Here is a 21,512-nt window from a genome sequence, read left to right on the forward strand (position 1 = left end):
ACGTCAGTCAGACGGCGCATTTCGGCATCTAACAAAAGAACTTCTTTAGAGGAATCAATAATGAAAAAATTAGCAGCGGTAATTTCAGCGTCTCTACTTATGGCTTCAGCAGCACAAGCAGAAGTATACGTTGGTGGTAAGATGGGTAAGTCATGGATGGAAGACGCGTGTGTAGCGGGCCAGGCTTGTGACAAAGACGACTCTACTCTTGGCGCTTTTGTTGGTTACGAAATGAATAAATACTTCGCAGTAGAAGCAGGTTTCGACAACATCGGTGATTTTAACCAAACTTCTTTCGGTGGCCATGTAGAAGCAATCACTCTTGCACCTAAATTCAGCCTACCAATCACTGAAGACATCGCACTTTACGGTAAAGTGGGTGGCGCTTACGTAATGTTTGATGGCAAAGATGATTACTCTTACCTAGGCGCAGCTGGCCTTGAGTTCAACCTAAGCCAAAACGTAACTGCTCGTGCGGAATACCAAACTCTGACTGATATCAGCAACGATGTAACTCGTGCGACAGGTAACACAGCAACACTGGGTGTTTCTTTCAAATTCGGCGGCAACGATGAGCCAGTAATCGTAGAAGAGCCAGTTGTTGTTGAAGAAGTGGTTGTAGAAGAAGTGGTAGAAGAGCCAGTAGTTGTAACGAAAACATTCGAAACTCAAACAATCGGCACTGGTAGCTTCGATCTAAACAGCACAACTCTAAAACCAGAGAGCGCTGCAAAACTTGATAACCTAGTTGCTTTCCTAAACGAGCACCCACAAGCGAACGTTGAAGTTGTAGGTTACACAGATACTTCTGGCCCAGCAGCTTACAACCTAAAAGTTTCTGAGAAACGCGCTGAATCTGTAGCTAACGCACTTGTTGAAAAAGGCATTGATTCATCACGTATTCAAGCGCGTGGCGAAGGTGAAAACAACCCAATTGCTTCAAACGACACTCGTGAAGGTCGTCAGCAAAACCGTCGCGTAGAAATCGTTGTTCCAGAATTTGAATACCAAGTTCAGCAATAAGCTTCTATCCGACCGTAGTATAGAAGACTAAAGCTGAAAGCCCCAAAGAGTTCGCTCTTTGGGGCTTTTTTATTTCTATTTGAAACGGACTGAAAAGCTAAAAACGGTAAACATCACTTGAGGTCAATGCTGTTTAAGCGCCCCATGAATGTTAGGATTTCCAAGTTGTCTTTATGTGCTTCTAACAACGCTTTTTTGGTTTGCATGTAGGCGGCAAGCTTGCCGTATTTACTAATAGAGCGAACCACCGTTTTGTATTTGTAGTCACCGTCATCATTGAACTCTCGCCACTTAGCGATGTAACACGTATCTCGGTTATCTGGGTTTTCAAGAGTGGGGTTAGGCTTGTGAACAATTTTTGGCTCAACGCTGTGTGGGAGTCTGGTCATGAGGTAAGGATCCTTCAAAAGACGTCGCCAAAATTTGCCCCACATTTGCCGGCCTAATTCGTTTCTCAGCTTAATGGCTTTTTGTAAGCCTTTCTTTTCTCCAATACGAACAAACCCAACCGAGCGGTGCAGTACCGTGTCCTCGGGGGTATGGATATGAATCTTAAAGGCAGTCTTGCCTTTAGAAATAAAGCGGTGTCCAGTGTTAGTTATTAAATTGCTCTTAGACATAGTGCTAACTAATAATTTTATTAATAGCTAAAAGGGTAAGCAAAACTCATAGATAATTAAAGTAATAAAATACAAAACTGTAAATAGGGCTTGTTGAAATGATTTCAAGGGGAAGAGATCGGATCAGTAAAAGGTTTTATCTCGTCGAGTAAAGGAGCGAGGCAATAATATTGATTACTGAGGAAATTGTTTCACACGTTACTTGGAAACGCTCTGTGAAGCTCGAAATAGTGGATACAAAAAAGCCTTAGCTCAAGTGGGAGCTAAGGCTATGATATGGCGCCCCCAGTAGGATTCGAACCTACGACCTGTCCCTTAGGAGGGGACTGCGCTATCCAGCTGTGCCATGGGGGCGTAATACCAATAGTTGCAGTTCATTGAACCGTTTTACTGAATGCAAACCTAGCAACTTTGTTTAGGTCTTTATCAGTATCACTTTGAACGACTTACTACGGTCATTGGTATAATCAAATAAGATGCGCTGCCTATGATATTCAAAAGTGAGCATATCTCAAGACTTAATGTTTGCTTTTATAGGATCTTGTTCATTACGTCGCCAATTTGAACACTAGAGGCTAAATTTGGCTGATCAATCGTCAGCTCGGCTTCGTGTTCGTATATACGAGATACCGTCAATGTAATTTCACTTTGCGATACTTTATTTCTTGGTAGTCCGTTTTGGTCGATAAATGATGCGGTGTGCCAAAGCTGCAATTTGTCTCCCTCTTTTACGCCATGCATACGGCCGAGATCTATCGTTACGGTATTGCCGAAGACAGCAACGACCTCTGGCAGCGTAATTTTGCAAGACAGCTCTGACTCTAGATCCAGCATTATATTGCGACTAACGCGTAGCATCATCTCGCCATAGGTCGACGCCCAAAAGCGCGCACTGCGAGTATCCACTTGGCTCGTTTTGGCAAATGGCCAACGCGCCACTTCACGGTAGGCTTTGTTGAAGACTTCATGGCCAGTTTTACCATCAAATACTTTCATCTCTAACGCAAACTGACGATTGATGATGTCATCTTGCAGTAGTTGAGATTCGACCGTCGCAGTGAGATCGGTAATGACTCCCCCAATGATGTATTGTGCGCCGTTATCTTGCGCGATCATTTGAGTACGAGCGGGATAGTTACTGCTAATTGAATAGTCCGTTGTACCCACAGATACAAAGCTGCGAGAGGTTTGATCCAGCTGGCGATTCACCACGCGGCTAAAATCGTCACCCACTTGGTAAATCTGTCCCATCACCGCTTGTTGTGGTGAGGCAACCTCAATATTGCCGACAAGGATCGTCTTTTTGTATTGGTCGGTGTGGCAACCCGTTGCCGATGGATAAATATCGACGCGAATTTTTACCTCGACTTTACCTCGACGTTTACGCTCAGACTCGACCAAAATGTAACGGACTTCATGGTTGGTAAACTGGTACTCGTTACGGCTTTCCTCTAACAGCGGCATCAAATTGCTAATACTGCCAATATCTGCGCCCGAAAAATTGACGGCTTTGAACAGCGCGTCTTCCAACGCATGGAGCCTTGCCGTTTCTTCTGAAGAAACGATAGTGGCAACGCCTGTTACTTCATACCAAGATGCCATTACTTTAAAAGGCACAAGCATCACTAAAGTGATTGAAAACAGACTGTTTAATATTTTTTTCATTGATTACAACCGTTCGGGTATAAATATTGCTTTAACAATTTCAGTGAAGTTTGGTGGATTTTTCTTCGTTAGGCAAACAAAGAAAAGCAAAGACTGTTCCAATATTCACTTTCTTAGAAAGGAATTAATCAAGAACGGTATCACCTAAGATTATCTGGAGAATCAAACCATGAAAAAGTGGCTTGTCGCCGCATCGATGATGACGCTTCTGACATCGTGCGCGTACTCACCGATTTACAATGGTAAAGAACCGTACTCGGGAAGCCAGTTCATGCTGATGGATAGTCCACGTCATACGATGGACTTTTTCATTGAAAGCATGACCGAAGACCTGATGGTTTCTAATGTGGCGGTATCTGCGCGGACACCGATTGCAATTACCTCGTTTGTTGACCTACAAAATATGGATGCAACAAACTGGTTAGGTAACTCGGTTTCGGAAGGTTTTATCCATCAGTTCCAGCGCCGAGGGTTTAAAGTGGTTGATTTCAAAACTACGGGCTCTATCCAAGTGACGCAGCAGGGCGATTTTGCTTTAAGCCGTGATTGGCAAGATCTGGCGCAAGAGCAACAAATTCAGTATGTACTGACTGGCACGATGCTGCGCCAAGAGGGCGGGGTGCTGGTCAATGCACGTGTGGTCGGTATGCAGAGCCGTGTGGTTGTAGCAACGGCGCAGGGTTTCCTTCCGGCTGACCGTATTGGTCGTGACTTAGATACGTTAAACAGTATCCGTACGCAAGATGGCGTGTTGATTCGCTCAGACCCAACCATTCGTCAGCCGTACACTGTGATTCTGCGTCCATAGGATAGAAGCATGAAGAAGTTCTTATTTATTATTGCCACACTGATATTAGTGGGGTGTCAGCCACTACAACAGATGCGTCAAGATGAAATCTTAGTGGCAGTGGGTTATGCGAGTGTCAGTGAGCAAACTGGCCGCACAGTAGAAGAGAAGCGTGTACGAGCGATGCGCGCATCAAAAATTGATGCTTATCGTGAGCTAGCAGAACAAGTGTATGGCATGCGTGTTAGTGGACGTGCCGAACTGCAAGACCAGCGTTTGGGTATTGAAAGTACCACTGGTGCGGTCGATGGTGTGATTCGCGGTGCAGAAGTTGTGCGTAGTTATCTTGTTGAAGACAGTTACGTGACAGAGCTGCGTCTTGATATTCGTAAGATGGATAAGTTGCGTGATTACGGAGAAGTTCAACAGGTGCCTGAGAAGCGTCAACAAACCTTGTTCTAATGCACTGAGCGCATTACTTCAGAAGACCAGATAATCTTTCCCGCGGCTGATTGGCAACAATGAGTCGCTTTTTTATATCTACATTCTAGAGATGGTGGGGCAGGAGTGACGTTTAGGCTTTTATATTGGTGCCAAGTGTCGAAATAGTATGGGTTTTGCCACCGGCATTGTAGGTCATGCCCACTTTGCCATGAGTTCGCTGAAGCATGTTATTGAGTTTATTGAAACTCAGCTGTGCGCGACTAAGCGATTCACCATTTACTTTGTTGACTTGTTGACAGTCGAGGACGATCGATTGGATTTGAGCAACAACCTGACTTAGGTGCTCATCTTCAGTAAGTTGATTGACGTGCGGGTGAGAGGCGATTCGCTGATCAGTCGTTCTAAGCTGATCAATGAGTGTCATCTTCTGTTTGGCAATATTCTCAATCTCGGTAGAGACACGCGCAGTTATCGCTTGTGTTTCTTGACGCAAAACAGCAGAAAGTGCCTTAGCATTTTCTAGTTGGAAATTGACGAGATCGACTAATGCTGCCATAAAATACTTACCTTCGGCCTAAGTCAGTTAGCTTTTGCCTTGCAATTCGTTTTCAAACTTAATCATGTTGTCGGCCAATTTTTCAGGATCGACTTTGTATGAACCGTTTGTGATTGCTTCTTTGATTGCCGCCACTTTGGCGCTGTCATAGGCCGGAGAAGCTGCCATATCTTTTTGGAGTTTGCTAACGGCTTTGCTTTGCTGGCTGAGTGATACAGCGTCTTGTTGTGCGGGTGCTTTTTTCGATTCAGTCGTGCTGGTAGCATTGGAATCGTTACGCGCAGGTGCACGACTTGTCGTCGTCATCATTTGCCCTGAACGTATATTATCTATACCTGCCATGTTTAACCTTTGCCTTGTATCGTAATACTGGTATCCAGACTATCGACCAGTGCAAAAATAACTTTAGTCATTTTTTGCATTTTTATTGATCAGTTTAAACACGCTACCAGTGGGTATTAAAAATTAACAGTGATTTCCGCAATGCCAGTCACTATGCCTTCTATTATACGCTGTGACTTATCATTTTTCACTCTTACTTGATCGCCAGCCGCACCATCTTGCAATGCTGTGCCTTGCGTGGTGATTGTCATGCCAGAATTCACCGCTTTAATTGTGACCTTTTCATTCCGGCAAACGACACAGACATCATTACGCTCAACAACATCACCTAAGCGAACGTTGCGTTTTAGCTTTGCGCCAACCACTTGATCGTAGTTAGAAAAGCCATCTTTGCGAAAGCGCTGCAGCTCGATCATGGAAGTGGTGACATCCGACGCGCTGACGATTTCTCCTCTCCCTAGCGTTCGTGTTGCGACGATCATTGGCACCGATACAGAGATCCGTACAGGCACATAGACTTTCCAGTCATCCGGTGGGCATTCCACTAGAACATTGATGTTGCTTCGAGTACTGCTGGTGGAAGAAGCTGACGTATCTAGGGGCACTGGGCAATCCGTTGCTTTTATTCTCGAGTCGATATCTGCCGCATTAACAGATAGCTCGCCACCATCAGGCTGATCAACTGTAGCAAGAATATGTTGTTCTGCTGCCGTTTTTATTTGCTCGATCTGATTATCTGAAGCTGAATGAACAAAAAAGCTAAACATACTGAGCAAAATGCCGATAGACTTAGCGTACTTTGTAATTAGCGCTCTACATATTGTCATAGTCAATGGTGTCGAAGTGAAAGTGAAATACGCCATACTGTCTCCCTGGTATCGTGCTTGCCAGTGGTAGAGTATCATTTAAAAACAAAAAGTTTGAGATGGAGATGAGCATATGACGGGGATTCTTGACTCGGTGAATCAGCGTACGCAACTCGTCGGTCAGAACCGATTGGAATTATTGACCTTTCGACTGATGGGCCGACAGCGCTACGGCATTAACGTATTCAAAGTGAAAGAAGTACTGCAGTGCCCTAAGCTGACTTCAATGCCAAATCTACACCCGCTGGTAAAAGGTATCGCTCATATCCGCGGCCATACCGTGTCCGTTATTGATTTGAGCCTGGCAATTGGTGGCCGCCCAACCACTGATCTGGATAAATGTTTTGTTGTTATCGCAGAATTTAACCGTACGATCCAAGCATTTTTGGTATCATCGGTTGAGCGTATTATCAATATGCATTGGGAAGCGATTTTGCCACCGCCAGACGGTGCGGGTAAAGCGCACTACTTGACCGCAGTGACGAACATCGACAACGAGCTGGTTGAAATCCTTGACGTTGAAAAAATCCTGGCAGAGATTGCGCCGGTTGATGAAACGATGGATTCCGCTATCGGTGAAGAAATCGCGCAAGCAGAACAAGAAAAGCCTATTGTACGCCGTATATTGATTGCTGATGACTCGACTGTCGCGCGTAAACAGGTAGAGCGTGCGATTACATCAATCGGTTTTGAGGTCGTATCTGTCAAAGATGGCAAAGAAGCGTACAATAAGTTGATTGAAATGGCTCAAGAAGGCAATATCTACGATCAAATTTCGTTGGTTATTTCCGATATTGAAATGCCAGAAATGGACGGTTATACCTTAACGGCTGAAATTCGCAGACATGCCGATTTGAAAGACCTTTATGTTATCCTCCATTCTTCATTAAGTGGTGTATTCAACCAGGCTATGGTTGAGCGTGTAGGTGCCAATACCTTCATTGCGAAATTTAACCCAGATGAATTGGGTAACGCGGTTAAATCTGCATTAACACAATAAAAGAGACATTAATGACTGCTATTACAATCAGTGATCAAGAGTATCGTGACTTTAGCCGTTTTCTAGAATCGCAATGTGGCATCGTGTTAGGTGATAGCAAGCAATACCTTGTGCGTAGCCGACTGAGTCCTTTAGTGACGAAGTTTAAGCTCGCATCGTTATCAGATTTGCTACGTGATGTTGTTACAGGGCGCAATCGTGAATTACGAGTGGCCGCTGTGGACGCGATGACGACTAACGAAACCTTGTGGTTTCGAGATACTTATCCGTTCACAGTTTTAGCTGACAAATTATTGCCAGAAGTAGCGGCAAGCAAGCGCCCAATCAAGATCTGGTCTGCAGCCAGTTCATCGGGCCAAGAGCCGTATTCTATTGCAATGACGATTCTGGAAACGCAACAGCGCAAGCCGGGTTTGTTACCAAACGTGTCTATTACAGCAACAGACATTTCAGCAAGTATGCTCGAAATGTGTCGTGCAGGTGTGTATGACAATTTGGCTCTAGGGCGCGGACTTTCACCAGAACGTCGCCGCACCTTCTTTGAGGATGCGGACGGTGGCCGTATGAAAGTCAAAGACAACGTCAAACGTTTGGTGAACTTTCGTCCACAAAACTTGATGGACAGTTATGCACTGATGGGTAAGTTCGACATTATTTTTTGTCGCAACGTGCTGATTTACTTCTCACCGGAAATGAAATCAAAAGTGCTTAACCAAATGGCGAGCAGCTTAAACCCAGGTGGTTATCTGCTGTTAGGGGCATCAGAGTCGCTAACTGGTCTGACTGATAAATTTGAAATGGTGCGCTGTAATCCGGGTATCATTTACAAGCTTAAATAGCGGTATCTCTTCATTGATAAAAAGCCTGACCTAGTGTCAGGCTTTTTTTGTTTGCTGGTTTCCTGCCTTCGAGTGTTTCCACGTTTTCACTTGCTAAATTGAAGCGCGATTTTGCTTTGTTCCCTCATCACGGTGTATCTTTATTAAGTGAACAAGGTGAAACGACATGACATTCCAGTCACTTTGGCTCACTTATTGCTATTCCAATGGGTGATAGCTATTAAGTAGATAGAGCGCTTTATGTTTTTGGCATGCTAATTGCTTTTTGGTTATCAATCACGGTCAGTTCTTAATTGTAGAGGCAAACATGGCTATATCTTTTGACAATGCACTAGGCATCCACCAGCACACGGTGGGCGTACGTGAGCGCAATGCTGAGGTGATTTCCACCAACATTGCACAAGCCAACACGCCTGGTTACAAAGCAAGAGGTTTAGACTTTGCGAAGGAATTGCAAGCGGCAACATCTGGGGCAAGCATTGGTCTTAGTCGTACGGATGGTCGGCATATTCCTGCCACTACAACGTTGGTTGGGGACAAGCTATATCGTCTTCCTACGCAACCTGATACGGGTGATGGCAATACGGTTGATTTGGATTTAGAGCGTAACTTGTTTATGCAAAACCAAATCAGACACCAAGCATCACTCGACTTTCTAGGCAGCAAATTCAAGAACTTAACCAAAGCAATCAAAGGGGAATAATTTAGATGAGCTTATTTAACGTTTTCAATGTGACAGGTTCCGCAATGAGCGCTGAATCCGTTCGTCTGAACACTACCTCAAGCAACTTGGCGAACGCCGACAGTGTCAGCAGCTCTGCGAAAGACACTTATAAAGCGCGCCATGCTGTGTTTGGTGCTGAGTTAAGTAACGCCATGCGTGGCGGTGATACGGTGCCAGTGAAAGTGATGGGCATTGTAGAAAGCGATAAACCGCTGAGTGCGGAGTACAACCCAGACCATCCCCTTGCAAACGAAGAAGGCTACATCTACAAGCCGAACGTCAATGTAATGGAAGAAATGGCGAACATGATTTCAGCTTCTCGCGCATACCAAACCAATGTGCAAGTAGCAGATTCTAGTAAACAAATGCTGCTGCGTACGCTGCAGATGGGTCAATAAGGATAAGGAGGTAGCGTATGGCCGGAATTAACAACGTTGGTCAAAGCGGCTTGTCCTATATCGACCAGCTTAAAAGTCTACAAGAGAGTAACAAGAAGACGGAAGAGAGCACGGGTAAGCAGGACCTAAAACAGGAAGACTTCTTATCATTGCTCACGAAGCAATTGTCTCAACAGGACCCTTTTAAGCCGGTAAGTAATGACCAGATGATTGCGCAAATGGCTTCATTTGCGACCGTTGATGGCATTGGCAAGATGAACACTCAGTTTGAGAGTTTGAACTCGTCAATGACATCAAACCAAGCGTTACAAGCTTCCTCTTTGGTAGGACGTGACGTATTGGTCCCAGGAGCGGCAGGTGTGAAGCAGGACGACGCGCCAATGGCGGCAATGGTTAAGCTTTCACAATCTATCGATAATCTGTTTGTTCGTGTAGAGGATGAAGCTGGCCAACTGGTTCGTACTTTTGAGGTAGGAGCGAAACCAGCCGGCGACACGCGTGTGCTTTGGGACGGTAAAGATGAAAGCGGAAATCCACTGCCTGCTGGCAAATACAAAGTGAAAGCGTCTGGCTTAGTTGAAGGGGAGTCGCAAGAGTTCCCAGTATCGACATACGCCAACGTAAACAGCGTATTGCTCGGCAAAGGTGACGGAAACGTATTACTCAATCTGGCTGGTTTTGAATCGCCAGTTCGACTTGCAGAAGTTTTGGAAGTCGGCAAAGCGTAGTCATAGCTCGCTAGATTAGGAGATTTTGGAATGTCATATGTATCTTTAAGCGGTTTGTCCGCCGCCCAACTGGATTTGAACACCACCAGTAACAACATTGCGAACGCCAACACGTACGGCTTTAAAGAGTCCCGTGCTGAGTTTGCTGATGTTTACTCTAACTCTTTATTTACTAACGCAAAAACCACGCCGGGTGGTGGTGCGCAAGCAAGCCAAGTGGCGCAGCAGTTCCATGAAGGCTCAAGCATTTACACCAACAACCCAATGGATCTGCGTGTTTCGGGTACAGGTTTCTTCGCCGTGGCGAAGGAGCGTCTGACTCCACAACAGAATGAACTGACACGTAATGGTGCATTCCATTTAAATAAAGAAAACTACATGGTGACCGCGAACGATGAGTTCTTATTAGGTTACCAAGTGGATCCAAGCTCTGGTGAGGTTTCTTCATACGAGCCACAACCTATCAATATTCCTGCTGAATTTGGTAAGCCAAAGCAAACAGCAAACATTGAAGTGGGCGTGAACTTGCCAGCTAACGGCGATTTGAAAGATCCGACTCAGTTTGATTTTTCAGACCCAGATACATACAACCGTTCAACCTCTTCGACTATTTATGACTCGATGGGTCAGTCTTACAAGCTAACGACGTACTACTTGAAAGATCAGACTCAGCCAAACACGTGGAACACTTACTACACCGTGACAGACAAAGAAGGTGAAAAGCCTTTAAATGTTGCGGCAGGTGATGCACAAACGCCAACAGGCCATGTGGGTCATACCATGAAGTTCAACAACGATGGTACGTTGGCGAGCTTGAACAATGGTCAGCCAATTACGTCTGTGGCATTAGGCGATCCGGCGACGAACACGACACCAGTCGATATGAATGGTGCCGATCCTGCGCAGACGCTTAACTTTGGTTTAGGCTCGGCAACACAGTTTGCCGCTCCGTTCGAATTGACCAAGTTCGATGAAGACGGTGCAACAACGGGTTTCCTAACCAAAGTTGACTTCGATGAAAACGGCAGCGTAATGGGGACTTACTCAAACGGCGAAAACGTCACATTGGGTCGTGTCGCGCTAGTACGTGTTCCAAACGAGCAAGGTCTGGATAAGAAGGGCGGTACGCAATGGGATTCAACTCAGTTCTCTGGTGACAAGATTTGGGGTGAATCTAACAAAGGCTCTTTTGGCACCATCAACAACGGTATGCTGGAACAGTCAAACATTGATATGACGCAGGAGCTGGTGGACCTGATTTCTGCTCAGCGTAACTTCCAAGCAAACTCACGTTCGCTAGAAGTGCACAACCAGCTACAACAAAATATCCTGCAGATCCGATAATCTGCATCATCAAGTTAGGCGAGCTTTCGCCACTTGGCTTGATAACATCATGACATTCATCTGATGCTTAGCCTGAAAATACCTCAGTTCAGGTTAAGCATGCTTTGATCTCTGATTTGCCGCCGTTGCCGCCATGTGGATCAAAACCTTGCCCCTTGTTGCAGTTTTCTGCCACTGAAACCCCTCTTAATCTTTTGTTTCTTATTTAAGTGTTTGATAAATAAGCTCATTTTGTGTTGGCATAACTATTGCTTTTACTCCGTGTACAGAGAAGTTTTTGGAGTAATTTATGGATCGCGCACTGTTTCTCGCAATGAGTGGGGCCAAGCAAAATATGCAGGCACTACAATTGCGTGCTAATAACTTGGCTAACGTAAGCACGACAGGGTTTCGTGCGGATTTAGCACAGGCTCGCTCAATGCAGGCTTATGGTGAAGGCCATCCTTCACGTGTGTTCAGCATGACAGAGCGTCCAGGGCATAACTTTGCTCAAGGTAGTGTGATTACAACAGGGCGTGATCTGGATGTGACTATTGAAGGCAGCGGCTGGATATCGGTACTCGATCACACGGGTAAAGAAGGGTTGACCCGTAACGGTAACCTAAAAGTCGATCAAAATGGCATGCTTACTAACGCAAGTGGCCATTTGGTGCTGGGTGAAAACGATGCGCCGATTACTTTGCCTATTCCTCTCTCCAAAATTGAAATCGGTCGTGATGGCACCATCTCTGTGCTTCCTCAAGGTGCCCCGGCGGAAGAATTCCAAGCGGTTGATCGCATTAAGCTTGTTAAGCCTAATGATCAAAGCTTATTTAAAGACACCAATGGCTTATTTCGCCATAAAACTCCAAACCAACCTTACGAAGCAGACGCTACTGTTAGCCTCCAGACAGGAGCGATTGAAGGCAGTAACGTGAATGCCGTAGGTGAAATGACCGCATTGATTGACTTACAGCGTCAGTTTGAAATGCAAGTCAAGATGATGAGCACTGCTGAAGAGATGGATAAATCTTCAGATTCACTGCTTCGTATGAGTTAACAGAGTTAGAGGTTCACTATGCATCCAGCACTATGGGTAAGTAAAACAGGTCTAGACGCCCAACAAACCAACATTGCCACGATTTCGAACAACTTGGCGAACGCCTCTACTGTGGGCTACAAAAAGAGCCGTGCGGTATTCGAAGATTTGTTCTATCAGAACATCAACCAGCCTGGCGGCCAATCATCTCAGAACACTGAGCTTCCGAGTGGCTTGATGCTAGGTGCGGGTTCTAAAGTGGTTGCGACGCAAAAAGTGCACACGCATGGTAATGCGCAGACAACGACCAACGCACTGGACATGATGGTTGAAGGCGACGGCTTCTTCCAAGTGACGTTGCCGGATGGCAACATCGGTTACACCCGTAACGGTCAGTTCACGTTAAATGGTGAAGGCACGTTAGTCACGTCGGGTTCTGGCTACCCTGTAGAACCTGAAATTGTGATTCCAGAAGATGCGATTTCTATCACTGTCGGTACGGATGGTGAAGTATCGGTTCGCGTCCGTGGTCAGCAAGACAACCAAGTCGTTGGTCAGCTAACCATTACAGACTTTGTTAACCCAGGTGGCCTAGAGCCAATTGGCCAGAACCTTTACTTACCAACGGGTGCCAGTGGCGATCCACAAGAGGGTGTTCCAGGTTTGGACGGTTTGGGTGAAATCCGTCAATCCATGCTGGAAGCGTCTAACGTGAATGTAACGGAAGAGTTGGTCAACATGATCGAAGCCCAGCGCGTTTACGAAATGAACTCAAAAGTGATCTCGTCAGTCGATAAGATGATGAGCTTCGTTAACCAGCAGTTATAACGGTTAAGAGCAAGAATTGAGGAGCTCACGATGAAACGTATTTGTCTACTTGCTTTGATTGCCACGATGTCGGGTTGTGCCATGTTAGAGCCGATTGAAACGGATGAAGTGACACAAGCAACGACGGTGGTTGACGCGGTAGAAGGCGATAAATCGAAAGAAGAGAGCAGCGGTATCGTGGATACACTGCGTGGCAGAAGCGATCCGGTTGCGGGTGATCCTGCATGGGCTCCTATTCATCCGAAAAAGAAACCTGAGCATTATGCTGCTGCAACAGGTTCACTGTTTAGCGCCGAGCACATTACCGATCTTTACGACGACTCCAAGCCACGTGGTATTGGCGACATTATTACCGTGACACTGGATGAGACTACCAGCGCCACGAAAAGCGCCAATGCCGATTTATCGAAAACTAATGAAGCGCAAATGGACCCGCTTCAAGTGGGTGGCGAAGAGCTGCAAATTGGTGGCAAATACAATTTCTCTTATGACTTAAATAACTCAAACTCATTTGCGGGTGACTCTTCTGCTAAGCAGAGTAACAGCATCAGTGGTTACATTACTGTTGAGGTGATTGAAGTTTTGGCAAATGGCAACCTCGTTATCCGTGGAGAAAAATGGATGACGCTTAATACGGGTGATGAGTACATACGTTTAAGCGGCACTATTCGTCCGGATGACATTAGTTTCGACAATACTATTGCATCAAACCGCGTTTCTAACGCAAGAATTCAGTATTCTGGCACCGGTGTACAACAAGATATGCAAGAGCCGGGTTTCTTGGCACGATTCTTTAATGTAGCGCTATAACACGCCGTGCTGACGGCAATTTGACTGCAAGAGATAAGTAAGCATGAAAAAACTCCTTTTAATACTGATGAGCGTTGCTCTGTTTTCTAGCGCTGCCCAAGCTGCACGTATCAAAGACGTCGCGCAAGTGGCAGGTGTACGAAGCAACCAACTCGTGGGTTATGGTTTGGTTTCAGGCTTACCTGGCACAGGCGAAGCGAACCCGTTTACGGAGCAAAGTTTCGCCGCTATGCTGCAAAACTTCGGCATTCAGATGCCGCCGGGCACAAAGCCAAAAATTAAAAACGTTGCTGCAGTCATGGTAACGGCAGAGTTGCCGCCTTTCTCTAAGCCGGGTCAGCAAGTAGACGTGACAGTCTCTTCCATCGGAAGTGCCAAAAGTTTGCGTGGTGGTACGCTACTGCAAACGTTCCTCAAAGGTCTCGATGGTCAAGTTTACGCGGTTGCTCAAGGTAACTTAGTGGTGAGCGGCTTCAGTGCTGAAGGTGCTGACGGTTCAAAAATCGTAGGTAACAATCCAACCGTTGGTCTTATCTCTAGTGGTGCGACAGTAGAGCGAGAAATTCCAAACCCATTTGGTCGTGGTGATTACATCACGTTCAACTTGCTTGAGTCAGACTTCACAACGGCTCAACGTATGGCGGATGCGGTAAACAACTTCCTTGGCCCACAAATGGCGAGTGCAGTAGACGCGACGTCGGTACGTGTACGTGCCCCTCGTGATGTCAGCCAGCGTGTGGCGTTCTTATCGGCAATTGAAAACCTAGAGTTCGACCCAGCAGATGGCGCAGCCAAAATCATCGTTAACTCTCGCACGGGTACCATCGTAGTTGGTAAGCATGTTCGCCTTAAACCTGCTGCGGTAACGCATGGCGGCATGACGGTTGCGATCAAAGAAAACCTGAATGTTAGCCAACCGAACGGCTTTTCTGGCGGGCAAACCGTTGTCGTGCCAGACTCGGATATCGAAGTCAGCGAAGAGCAGGGTAAGATGTTTAAGTTTGAGCCAGGCTTAACGTTGGATGATTTGGTCCGTGCCGTTAACCAAGTCGGCGCAGCGCCGTCGGATTTGATGGCTATCTTGCAAGCATTGAAACAAGCTGGTGCCATTGAAGGCCAGTTGATCATCATTTAATGGTTAGGAGGTAGGTATAATGAACAATCCTAACGACATTGGTTTTATTCATGACATCAGTTCGCTGGATACCTTGCGTCAAAAAGCAGTGAAAGAAGGTAAAGATGGCGAGCAAGAAGCACTGCGTGCAGCGGCTCGTCAGTTCGAATCTATTTTCACCTCCATGATGTTGAAATCCATGCGAGAAGCCAATGAGGGCTTTGAGTCCAACATGATGAACAGCCAGAACGAGAAGTTCTACCGACAAATGCTGGATGAGCAGATGGCGAGCGAGCTCAGTTCGTCTGGTTCAATGGGCTTGGCCGATATGATTGTTAAGCAATTAACGGCTGGGCAAGGTAACGACAAGAGTGAAACGGCAATGCGTGATGCGGCAAATAATGCCGTGGAATATCGTCGTGTTGACCCGAAAAAAGCGCGTGAGATTGAACAGCGCTTGATTGAATCTGGTCAGCTATCACGACCAAGCAATGAACCAACTCGATTCGATTCGCCAGAATCTTTTGTTAACTCGATGAAGCCATACGCGGAGAAAGCCGCGAAAGCCCTAGGTGTCGAGCCATCTCTGCTACTTGCGCAAGCGGCTTTGGAAACCGGGTGGGGACAAAAGGTCGTGAAGAACGCGCGTGGCAGCAGCAACAACTTATTTAACATCAAAGCAGATCGAAGCTGGCAGGGTGACAAAGTGACGACTCAAACGCTAGAGTTCCACGATAATACGCCAGTGAAAGAGACGGCAGCGTTTCGCGCCTACTCAAATTACGAAGACAGCTTTAATGACTTTGTGCGCTTTTTAAATGACAACCCACGTTACGAGACAGCATTGCAACAGCGAGGGAATTCAGAGTCCTTCATTCGCGGCATTCACAGCGCGGGTTACGCGACCGATCCGAATTACGCAGACAAAGTCCTGCAGGTGAAGCAGAAAATCGAAAGTATGTAATTTACTCTTCGCCAGTTCATGTTGTTTTCGAAGGCTTGCCACAGTGCAAGCCTTTACTTTTTCTGAACATTCACACCTCTCTTTTATTTGGCACACCTTTTGCTTTGATGTGTCTAGGTGATCGGTTTTGCCGATTTTATTTCGTTTTTGGGGGCATGTATGGCGTCAGATCTTCTGAATGTAGGTACTCAAAGTGTGCTTACTGCTCAGAGACAATTAAACACCACTGGTCATAACATTTCTAATGTTAATACAGAGGGTTATAGCCGCCAGTCTGTTATCCAAGGTACGAATGATCCGCGCATGTTTGGTGGTTCTACCTACGGCATGGGGGTGCATGTGGAAAATGTTCGCCGCTCGTGGGATCAGTTTGCCGTGAATGAACTGAACTTGTCGTCAACCAACAATGCCAACAAAACGGATACCCAAGACAATCTTGATATGCTCTCTAGCATGTTGAGCTCAGTTGCATCGAAGAAAATTCCAGAGAACTTGAACGAGTGGTTCGATGCGGTCAAAACCATGGCAGATACCCCGAACGATTTGGGGGCACGGAAAGTGGTATTGGAAAAGGCGAAAATCTTCTCTGATACATTAAATGACTTCCATGAAACCGTGCGATTGCAATCTGATGTGACCAATAAAAAATTGGATATGGGCATTGAACGCGTGAACCAACTTGCGTTGGAAATCCGCGATGTGCATCGGTTAATGATGCGCACACCCGGTCCACATAATGATTTGATGGACCAGCATGAAAAGCTGGTTACTGAGTTATCTGAGTACACCAAAGTTACCGTAACCCCACGCAAAAATGCCGAAGGGTTTAATGTTCACATCGGCAATGGACACACGCTAGTTTCGGGCACGGAAGCAAGCCAGCTCAAAATGATTGACGGCTATCCTGATGTTCACCAAAGACGCTTAGCAATGGTGGAAGGGGATGGCATTAAAGCGATCAAGTCTGACGACATGGATGGCAAAATCGGTGCCTTGCTTGAAATGCGCGACAAACACATTCCACAACTTCAGGATGAAATGGGCCGTTTAGCGACGGGCTTTTCCTACAAAATTAATCAGCTGCAATCTCAAGGTCTGGATCTTAACGGTAAGATAGGTAAAGACGTATTTACCGACGTGAACTCTGAGCTGGTGGCAAAATCTCGAGTTTTTGCTGCGCCTGACTCTCAGGCTGATGTTGCGGTGTACATTGATGATATCTCAGCGATCAAAGGTGGTGAATATTCGCTACGTTATGATGGCGACCAGTATAGCGTGACAACACCGAAAGGTGAGCAAATGTCGTTGAACATTGATCAATCAGATTCTTCGTTTGTTCTGGATGGTATGAAAGTGCAAATCGGTGAAGGTCTTGCCGCTGGTGAGCGCGTATTATTGCGCCCAACACGAAGTGGCGCAGCCATCATCAAGATGGAAACCAATGATGCAAAAGCCATTGCAGCGCAAAGTTATGAAGCTTCAACCACTTTTGCTCAAGGTAATGCCAAGTTCAAAATTCGTGAGGCGGGGGATGTCAAAGAGTTTGAGGTTACCGTACAACCAGCCGACGAGAAACATGATAAGCCATGGTTAAAGATCACGGACAACAAAGGCAATTTGCTATCGGACAAATACTCATACCCGCTAGACAAAGATAACCCGATGATTGAAATCTCAGTGCCGAAAAGTCATCCGCTGTATAAAAATGGCGATGCGACTGTATTTGAGCTGAGCGAAGGTGCGCTGATGAATGACAAGTTCACCGCGAACTTGGTGCCTTCGGAAGGTGGTAATGGCAACTTGAGAAAAATGCAGAAGATCCAAACAGATAAGATGATGGACGGAAAATCCAGTACTTTGATTGATGTTTATCACAACCTCAATACCGAAGTCGGATTGAAATCTTCTACAGCAAACCGATTAGCCTCTGTCGCTCGCTTAGAGCATGAGGCGGCACAAGAGCGCGTTGCTTCTATCTCTGGCGTTAACCTCGATGAAGAAGCGGCCAACATGATGAAGTTTCAACAAGCGTACATGGCTTCATCACGTGTGATGCAAGCGGCGAATGATACCTTCAATACCATTTTACAACTGAGGTAAGGAGAAGAGATAAGTGCTAACCCGAATTTCTAGTTTCCATAACTATCAGTCCGTACAAAATGATTTGCGTCGTCAAGAGAATAAGGTTCACCATAACCAAGAGCAACTTGCTTCAGGGAAAAAGTTACTGAAACCTAGCGACGATCCCCTTGCGTCGCATTACATTCAAAATATTAGTCAGCAACAAGAACAGCTACAACAATACCTTAGCTCAATAGTGTTGGTGCGTAATCGTCTAGAAAACCACGAAGTTAATATCGCCAATGCAGAGAATTTTGCCGACGAGTCGAAGCGCTTAACGATGGAGATGATTAACGGTGCGTTTTCTGCGGAAGACCGACAAGCAAAGAAGCGTGAGCTAGAAGAGATTGCGAACAACTTCCTTAACTTAGTGAATTCGCAAGATGAATCTGGTAACTACGTGTTTGCTGGCACTAAGCCAAAAAGCCAACCATTCTATCGCGATAAAGACGGTAGTGTTCAGTACGCTGGAGACGATTACCAGCGCAAAATGAAAGTCTCCAGCATGCTTGAGATGCCAATGAACGATCCTGGCAGCAAGCTGTTTATGGAGATACCAAACCCATTTGGCGATTATCAGCCGAATTACGATCTACAAAACGGTTCTGAGTTGCTATTAAACAGAGCCACTAACGTTGATACGAAGGATGATGCGGCGTATCGCGTGACATTTGTCGATATGAACAACGGCAAATTTGGTTACCAACTAGAGCGTAACGGTAAAGTCGTGGATGCCGATGAGTTTTCTCCAGAAAAAGGCATTGAGTACAAAGGCCTGAAAGTGCACGTAAAAGGTCAAATTACGCCTGGCGATAGCATCGAGATCGAAAAGCGGGCAGAGTTCAGCATTTTCGATACCTTCAAGGATGCAATGGCGTGGTCAGATAAATCGGTGTCGGATACGTCGGCGACCGCCAAATTGCACCAAATGACAGAAGAATTTCACGCTGCTTTTATCCATTTGAATAAAGCGCGTACTGATGCTGGCGCTCGATTGAGCACGCTCGATATCCAAGAGCAAAACCACGAAGACTTTAATTTGTCTCTGGCGAAAGCGAAGAGCAACTTTGAGGATTTGGATTACTCTAAAGCCGTTATCGAGTTCAGTGAAAACTCGCGAGCGTTACAGGCATCGCAACAAGCATTCGGTAAGACCAAAGATCTAACTCTGTTTAACTATATTTAGTCTGACTTAAGACACACTGTCTGATTTTTGATGCCTTATGTGCAAAGCCTTAAGTGCGATAAATCGACGTAAATTAAGAGTCATGCTATGCGGCACGATTTTACCCAAAGCGGCAATGACGCGAGAGGCAAGTCGGGCGGCAACAAAGTAGCGGTCAATATCTATGAAGCAAGATGAGCCTCATTATCCGGAAATGGTTTAGTGATAACGCTAACTTATTGTTTATGTGCTTCTTTTAAAAGCGGTGAAATAAATTTTATAAGTTGGCACACAAATTGTATTGAAAATATCAGAACAGATTTAGAGATTCTAAACCCTGCGTTTAAGGCAGATTTAGCAAGTAATTTTTACGGTCAGTGCTTATCCAAATGAGAGTAAAGCTGGCCGCTTCGCAAAAGCTTGCGAACTCAAAAGGAGAGCAAAATGGCTGTAACAGTTAGTACTAACGTCTCCGCGATGACCGCGCAGCGTTACCTAAACAAAGCGACTGACGAATTAAACACGTCGATGGAGCGCTTATCTTCAGGACATAAGATTAACAGTGCAAAAGATGATGCGGCAGGTCTACAGATCTCTAACCGCTTAACTGCACAGTCTCGTGGTCTAGATGTCGCAATGCGTAACGCGAACGATGGTATCTCGATTGCACAAACCGCTGAAGGTGCGATGAATGAGGCAACATCTGTCATGCAACGTATGCGTGACCTTGCTATCCAATCATCGAACGGTACTAACTCTCCGGCTGAGCGTCAGGCGATCAACGAAGAGTCAATGGCATTGATTGACGAGCTAAACCGTATCGCAGAAACCACGTCATTCGGTGGCCGTCGTCTATTGAACGGCTCATTCGGTGAAGCGGCATTCCAGATTGGTGCGAGCTCAGGTGAAGCAATGATCATGGGGCTAACCAGCATTCGTGCGGACGATACTCGCATGGGCGGTGTGACCTTCTTATCGGAAAACGGTAAAGATAAAGATTGGGGCGTTGACCCAGCTAAATCGGACCTAAAAATCACTTTGCCAGGTATGGGTGAAGACGAAGACGGCAATGTCGATGATCTAGAAATCAACATTAATGCAAAAGCAGGTGACGACATCGAAGAGCTTGCTACGTACATTAATGGTCAGTCTGATATGATCAACGCGTCTGTAAGTGAAGATGGCAAGTTACAAGTTTTTGTTGCACATCCAAACGTTCAGGGTGAGATTTCAATTTCGGGTGGATTGGCGTCTGAGCTTGGTTTGAGCGATGAACCTCTTAGAACATCAGTACAAGATATTGATATGACAACCGTACAAGGTTCTCAAAACGCTATCTCTGTGCTGGATTCGGCACTGAAATACGTGGATTCACAACGTGCGGATCTGGGTGCGAAGCAAAACCGTCTGAGTCACAGCATCAACAACTTGGCAAACATCCAAGAAAACGTTGACGCGTCGAACAGCCGAATTAAAGACACGGACTTTGCGAAAGAAACCACGCAAATGACCAAAGCACAAATTTTGCAACAAGCAGGTACATCGATTCTTGCTCAAGCGAAACAGTTGCCAAACTCTGCAATGTCACTATTGCAGTAGTTTACTTAGCCTGTACTCAATACATTCAGACGTGGATGGGAATGCAGGCTTTTGGCAAGCAACTTTATAATAGAATGAGCGGCTCTCTCATCTCTCACCTGCCAATCATTTTCAATGTAAAGTTGCACTCGGTATGCCGGAAATGTGTTCATTTCTCTTGATCTCCACATAGGCTCTGGCGACCAACCTAGCCCCAGTTCTCTCAAAGGAAAAGGGGCTTTTTCTTTTCTAATTCTCACGTCTATCGTCTGCGAACTTACCTTCAATTGTTTCCTTTTGCTGATTTTCTATACAATTTGGCCCTCTCGGCTCGATTTGTGGAAACTTGAGCACTTTTTCTTACTTTTCTTCAATTTTTTTAGCCAAATCTCGCAATGTTATTTTTTTAAATTTTTTTCTAAAGCTTCTGAATTTGGTGTCGTTAATAGGGGTAACTTTGAGAGAACTACTTGGTTTTCCGAGACGTCGGAAACCGCTATACCGGAAAATCAATTGGAGAAATCACCATGGCAGTGAATGTAAACACTAACGTATCAGCGATGACCGCTCAGCGTTAC

Annotated in this window: 22 protein-coding genes and 1 tRNA gene; 17 read left to right on the forward strand and 6 right to left on the reverse strand. The window is 45.7% G+C overall.

Going from position 1 to position 21,512, the window contains the following annotated elements; translation table 11 throughout:
- The first annotated feature begins 60 nt into the window (after positions 1-60).
- On the forward strand, positions 61-1,023 hold the full coding sequence (locus L3V27_RS20140) for an OmpA family protein (protein WP_006743033.1): 963 nt from the start codon (positions 61-63) through the stop codon (positions 1,021-1,023).
- A 113-nt stretch (positions 1,024-1,136) separates the two neighbouring features.
- Here the strand turns inward: L3V27_RS20140 and L3V27_RS20145 are convergent, their stop codons facing one another.
- The 3 genes from L3V27_RS20145 to L3V27_RS20155 form a co-directional block, all read right to left on the reverse strand.
- Entirely contained in the window at positions 1,137-1,643 is a 507-nt protein-coding gene (locus L3V27_RS20145; RefSeq protein WP_031780328.1) for a hypothetical protein, read from the reverse strand.
- Between the two features lie 277 nt (positions 1,644-1,920).
- Positions 1,921-1,997: transfer RNA gene (locus L3V27_RS20150), tRNA-Arg, on the reverse strand.
- Positions 1,998-2,174: 177 nt separating this feature from the next.
- Positions 2,175-3,308, reverse strand: a complete 1,134-nt coding sequence (locus L3V27_RS20155) for a flagellar assembly protein FlgT (RefSeq protein WP_124008603.1) — start codon at positions 3,306-3,308, stop codon at positions 2,175-2,177.
- A 169-nt stretch (positions 3,309-3,477) separates the two neighbouring features.
- Between L3V27_RS20155 and L3V27_RS20160 the strand changes: the two genes are divergently transcribed.
- Together L3V27_RS20160 and flgP are read left to right on the forward strand one after the other, a co-directional pair.
- Positions 3,478-4,116 (forward strand): FlgO family outer membrane protein, encoded by a 639-nt coding sequence (locus L3V27_RS20160; protein WP_005382013.1) that lies wholly within the window; start codon positions 3,478-3,480, stop codon positions 4,114-4,116.
- 9 nt (positions 4,117-4,125) lie between these two features.
- Positions 4,126-4,557: a flagellar assembly lipoprotein FlgP gene (flgP, locus tag L3V27_RS20165; protein ID WP_031854523.1), complete on the forward strand. Its 432-nt coding sequence runs from the start codon at positions 4,126-4,128 to the stop codon at positions 4,555-4,557.
- Positions 4,558-4,669: 112 nt separating this feature from the next.
- On the opposite strand, the gene flgN is transcribed toward flgP, so the two are convergent.
- From flgN to flgA, 3 genes are all read right to left on the reverse strand, one after another.
- A complete protein-coding gene (flgN, locus tag L3V27_RS20170) occupies positions 4,670-5,095 on the reverse strand; it encodes a flagellar export chaperone FlgN (RefSeq protein ID WP_012842057.1) in 426 nt (141 codons plus the stop codon).
- Positions 5,096-5,122: 27 nt separating this feature from the next.
- On the reverse strand, positions 5,123-5,437 hold the full coding sequence (gene flgM / locus L3V27_RS20175; protein ID WP_005382018.1) for a flagellar biosynthesis anti-sigma factor FlgM: 315 nt from the start codon (positions 5,435-5,437) through the stop codon (positions 5,123-5,125).
- Positions 5,438-5,553: 116 nt separating this feature from the next.
- A complete protein-coding gene (flgA, locus tag L3V27_RS20180; RefSeq protein ID WP_005393139.1) occupies positions 5,554-6,300 on the reverse strand; it encodes a flagellar basal body P-ring formation chaperone FlgA in 747 nt (248 codons plus the stop codon).
- A 76-nt stretch (positions 6,301-6,376) separates the two neighbouring features.
- Between flgA and L3V27_RS20185 the strand changes: the two genes are divergently transcribed.
- The 14 genes from L3V27_RS20185 to L3V27_RS20250 all read left to right on the forward strand — a co-directional run bounded on the left by L3V27_RS20185 (position 6,377) and on the right by L3V27_RS20250 (position 20,955).
- A complete protein-coding gene (locus L3V27_RS20185; protein WP_005382022.1) occupies positions 6,377-7,303 on the forward strand; it encodes a chemotaxis protein CheV in 927 nt (308 codons plus the stop codon).
- A gap of 11 nt (positions 7,304-7,314) precedes the next feature.
- Complete coding sequence (locus tag L3V27_RS20190) at positions 7,315-8,142, forward strand: protein-glutamate O-methyltransferase (RefSeq protein ID WP_005393137.1); 828 nt, start codon at positions 7,315-7,317, stop codon at positions 8,140-8,142.
- A gap of 307 nt (positions 8,143-8,449) precedes the next feature.
- The gene (flgB, locus tag L3V27_RS20195; protein ID WP_005382026.1) at positions 8,450-8,845 is read left to right on the forward strand and encodes a flagellar basal body rod protein FlgB; all 396 of its coding nucleotides are present in this window, start codon (positions 8,450-8,452) and stop codon (positions 8,843-8,845) included.
- Positions 8,846-8,850: 5 nt separating this feature from the next.
- Positions 8,851-9,264 (forward strand): flagellar basal body rod protein FlgC, encoded by a 414-nt coding sequence (gene flgC, locus L3V27_RS20200; RefSeq protein WP_005393132.1) that lies wholly within the window; start codon positions 8,851-8,853, stop codon positions 9,262-9,264.
- 17 nt (positions 9,265-9,281) lie between these two features.
- Positions 9,282-9,992, forward strand: coding sequence for a flagellar hook assembly protein FlgD (gene flgD, locus L3V27_RS20205; RefSeq protein ID WP_005393125.1), 711 nt, complete (start codon positions 9,282-9,284; stop codon positions 9,990-9,992).
- Positions 9,993-10,022: 30 nt separating this feature from the next.
- Positions 10,023-11,336: a flagellar hook protein FlgE gene (gene flgE, locus L3V27_RS20210; protein WP_005393123.1), complete on the forward strand. Its 1,314-nt coding sequence runs from the start codon at positions 10,023-10,025 to the stop codon at positions 11,334-11,336.
- A 289-nt stretch (positions 11,337-11,625) separates the two neighbouring features.
- Positions 11,626-12,375, forward strand: a complete 750-nt coding sequence (flgF, locus tag L3V27_RS20215) for a flagellar basal-body rod protein FlgF (RefSeq protein ID WP_005382031.1) — start codon at positions 11,626-11,628, stop codon at positions 12,373-12,375.
- Positions 12,376-12,393: 18 nt separating this feature from the next.
- Positions 12,394-13,182, forward strand: a complete 789-nt coding sequence (gene flgG, locus L3V27_RS20220) for a flagellar basal-body rod protein FlgG (protein ID WP_005382032.1) — start codon at positions 12,394-12,396, stop codon at positions 13,180-13,182.
- Positions 13,183-13,212: 30 nt separating this feature from the next.
- Complete coding sequence (flgH, locus tag L3V27_RS20225; protein ID WP_006743029.1) at positions 13,213-13,992, forward strand: flagellar basal body L-ring protein FlgH; 780 nt, start codon at positions 13,213-13,215, stop codon at positions 13,990-13,992.
- A 43-nt stretch (positions 13,993-14,035) separates the two neighbouring features.
- A complete protein-coding gene (locus L3V27_RS20230) occupies positions 14,036-15,127 on the forward strand; it encodes a flagellar basal body P-ring protein FlgI (RefSeq protein WP_048626115.1) in 1,092 nt (363 codons plus the stop codon).
- A gap of 16 nt (positions 15,128-15,143) precedes the next feature.
- Positions 15,144-16,070: a flagellar assembly peptidoglycan hydrolase FlgJ gene (gene flgJ / locus L3V27_RS20235; RefSeq protein WP_046874278.1), complete on the forward strand. Its 927-nt coding sequence runs from the start codon at positions 15,144-15,146 to the stop codon at positions 16,068-16,070.
- Positions 16,071-16,229: 159 nt separating this feature from the next.
- Positions 16,230-18,170 (forward strand): flagellar hook-associated protein FlgK, encoded by a 1,941-nt coding sequence (gene flgK, locus L3V27_RS20240; protein ID WP_012842055.1) that lies wholly within the window; start codon positions 16,230-16,232, stop codon positions 18,168-18,170.
- A 13-nt stretch (positions 18,171-18,183) separates the two neighbouring features.
- Positions 18,184-19,377 (forward strand): flagellar hook-associated protein FlgL, encoded by a 1,194-nt coding sequence (gene flgL, locus L3V27_RS20245; protein ID WP_005393113.1) that lies wholly within the window; start codon positions 18,184-18,186, stop codon positions 19,375-19,377.
- 423 nt (positions 19,378-19,800) lie between these two features.
- Positions 19,801-20,955 (forward strand): flagellin, encoded by a 1,155-nt coding sequence (locus L3V27_RS20250; protein WP_006743025.1) that lies wholly within the window; start codon positions 19,801-19,803, stop codon positions 20,953-20,955.
- The last annotated feature ends 557 nt before the right edge of the window (positions 20,956-21,512 follow it).

This window comes from Vibrio sp. J2-3(2022) (assembly GCF_021725735.1).
Taxonomy (GTDB): domain Bacteria; phylum Pseudomonadota; class Gammaproteobacteria; order Enterobacterales; family Vibrionaceae; genus Vibrio; species Vibrio diabolicus.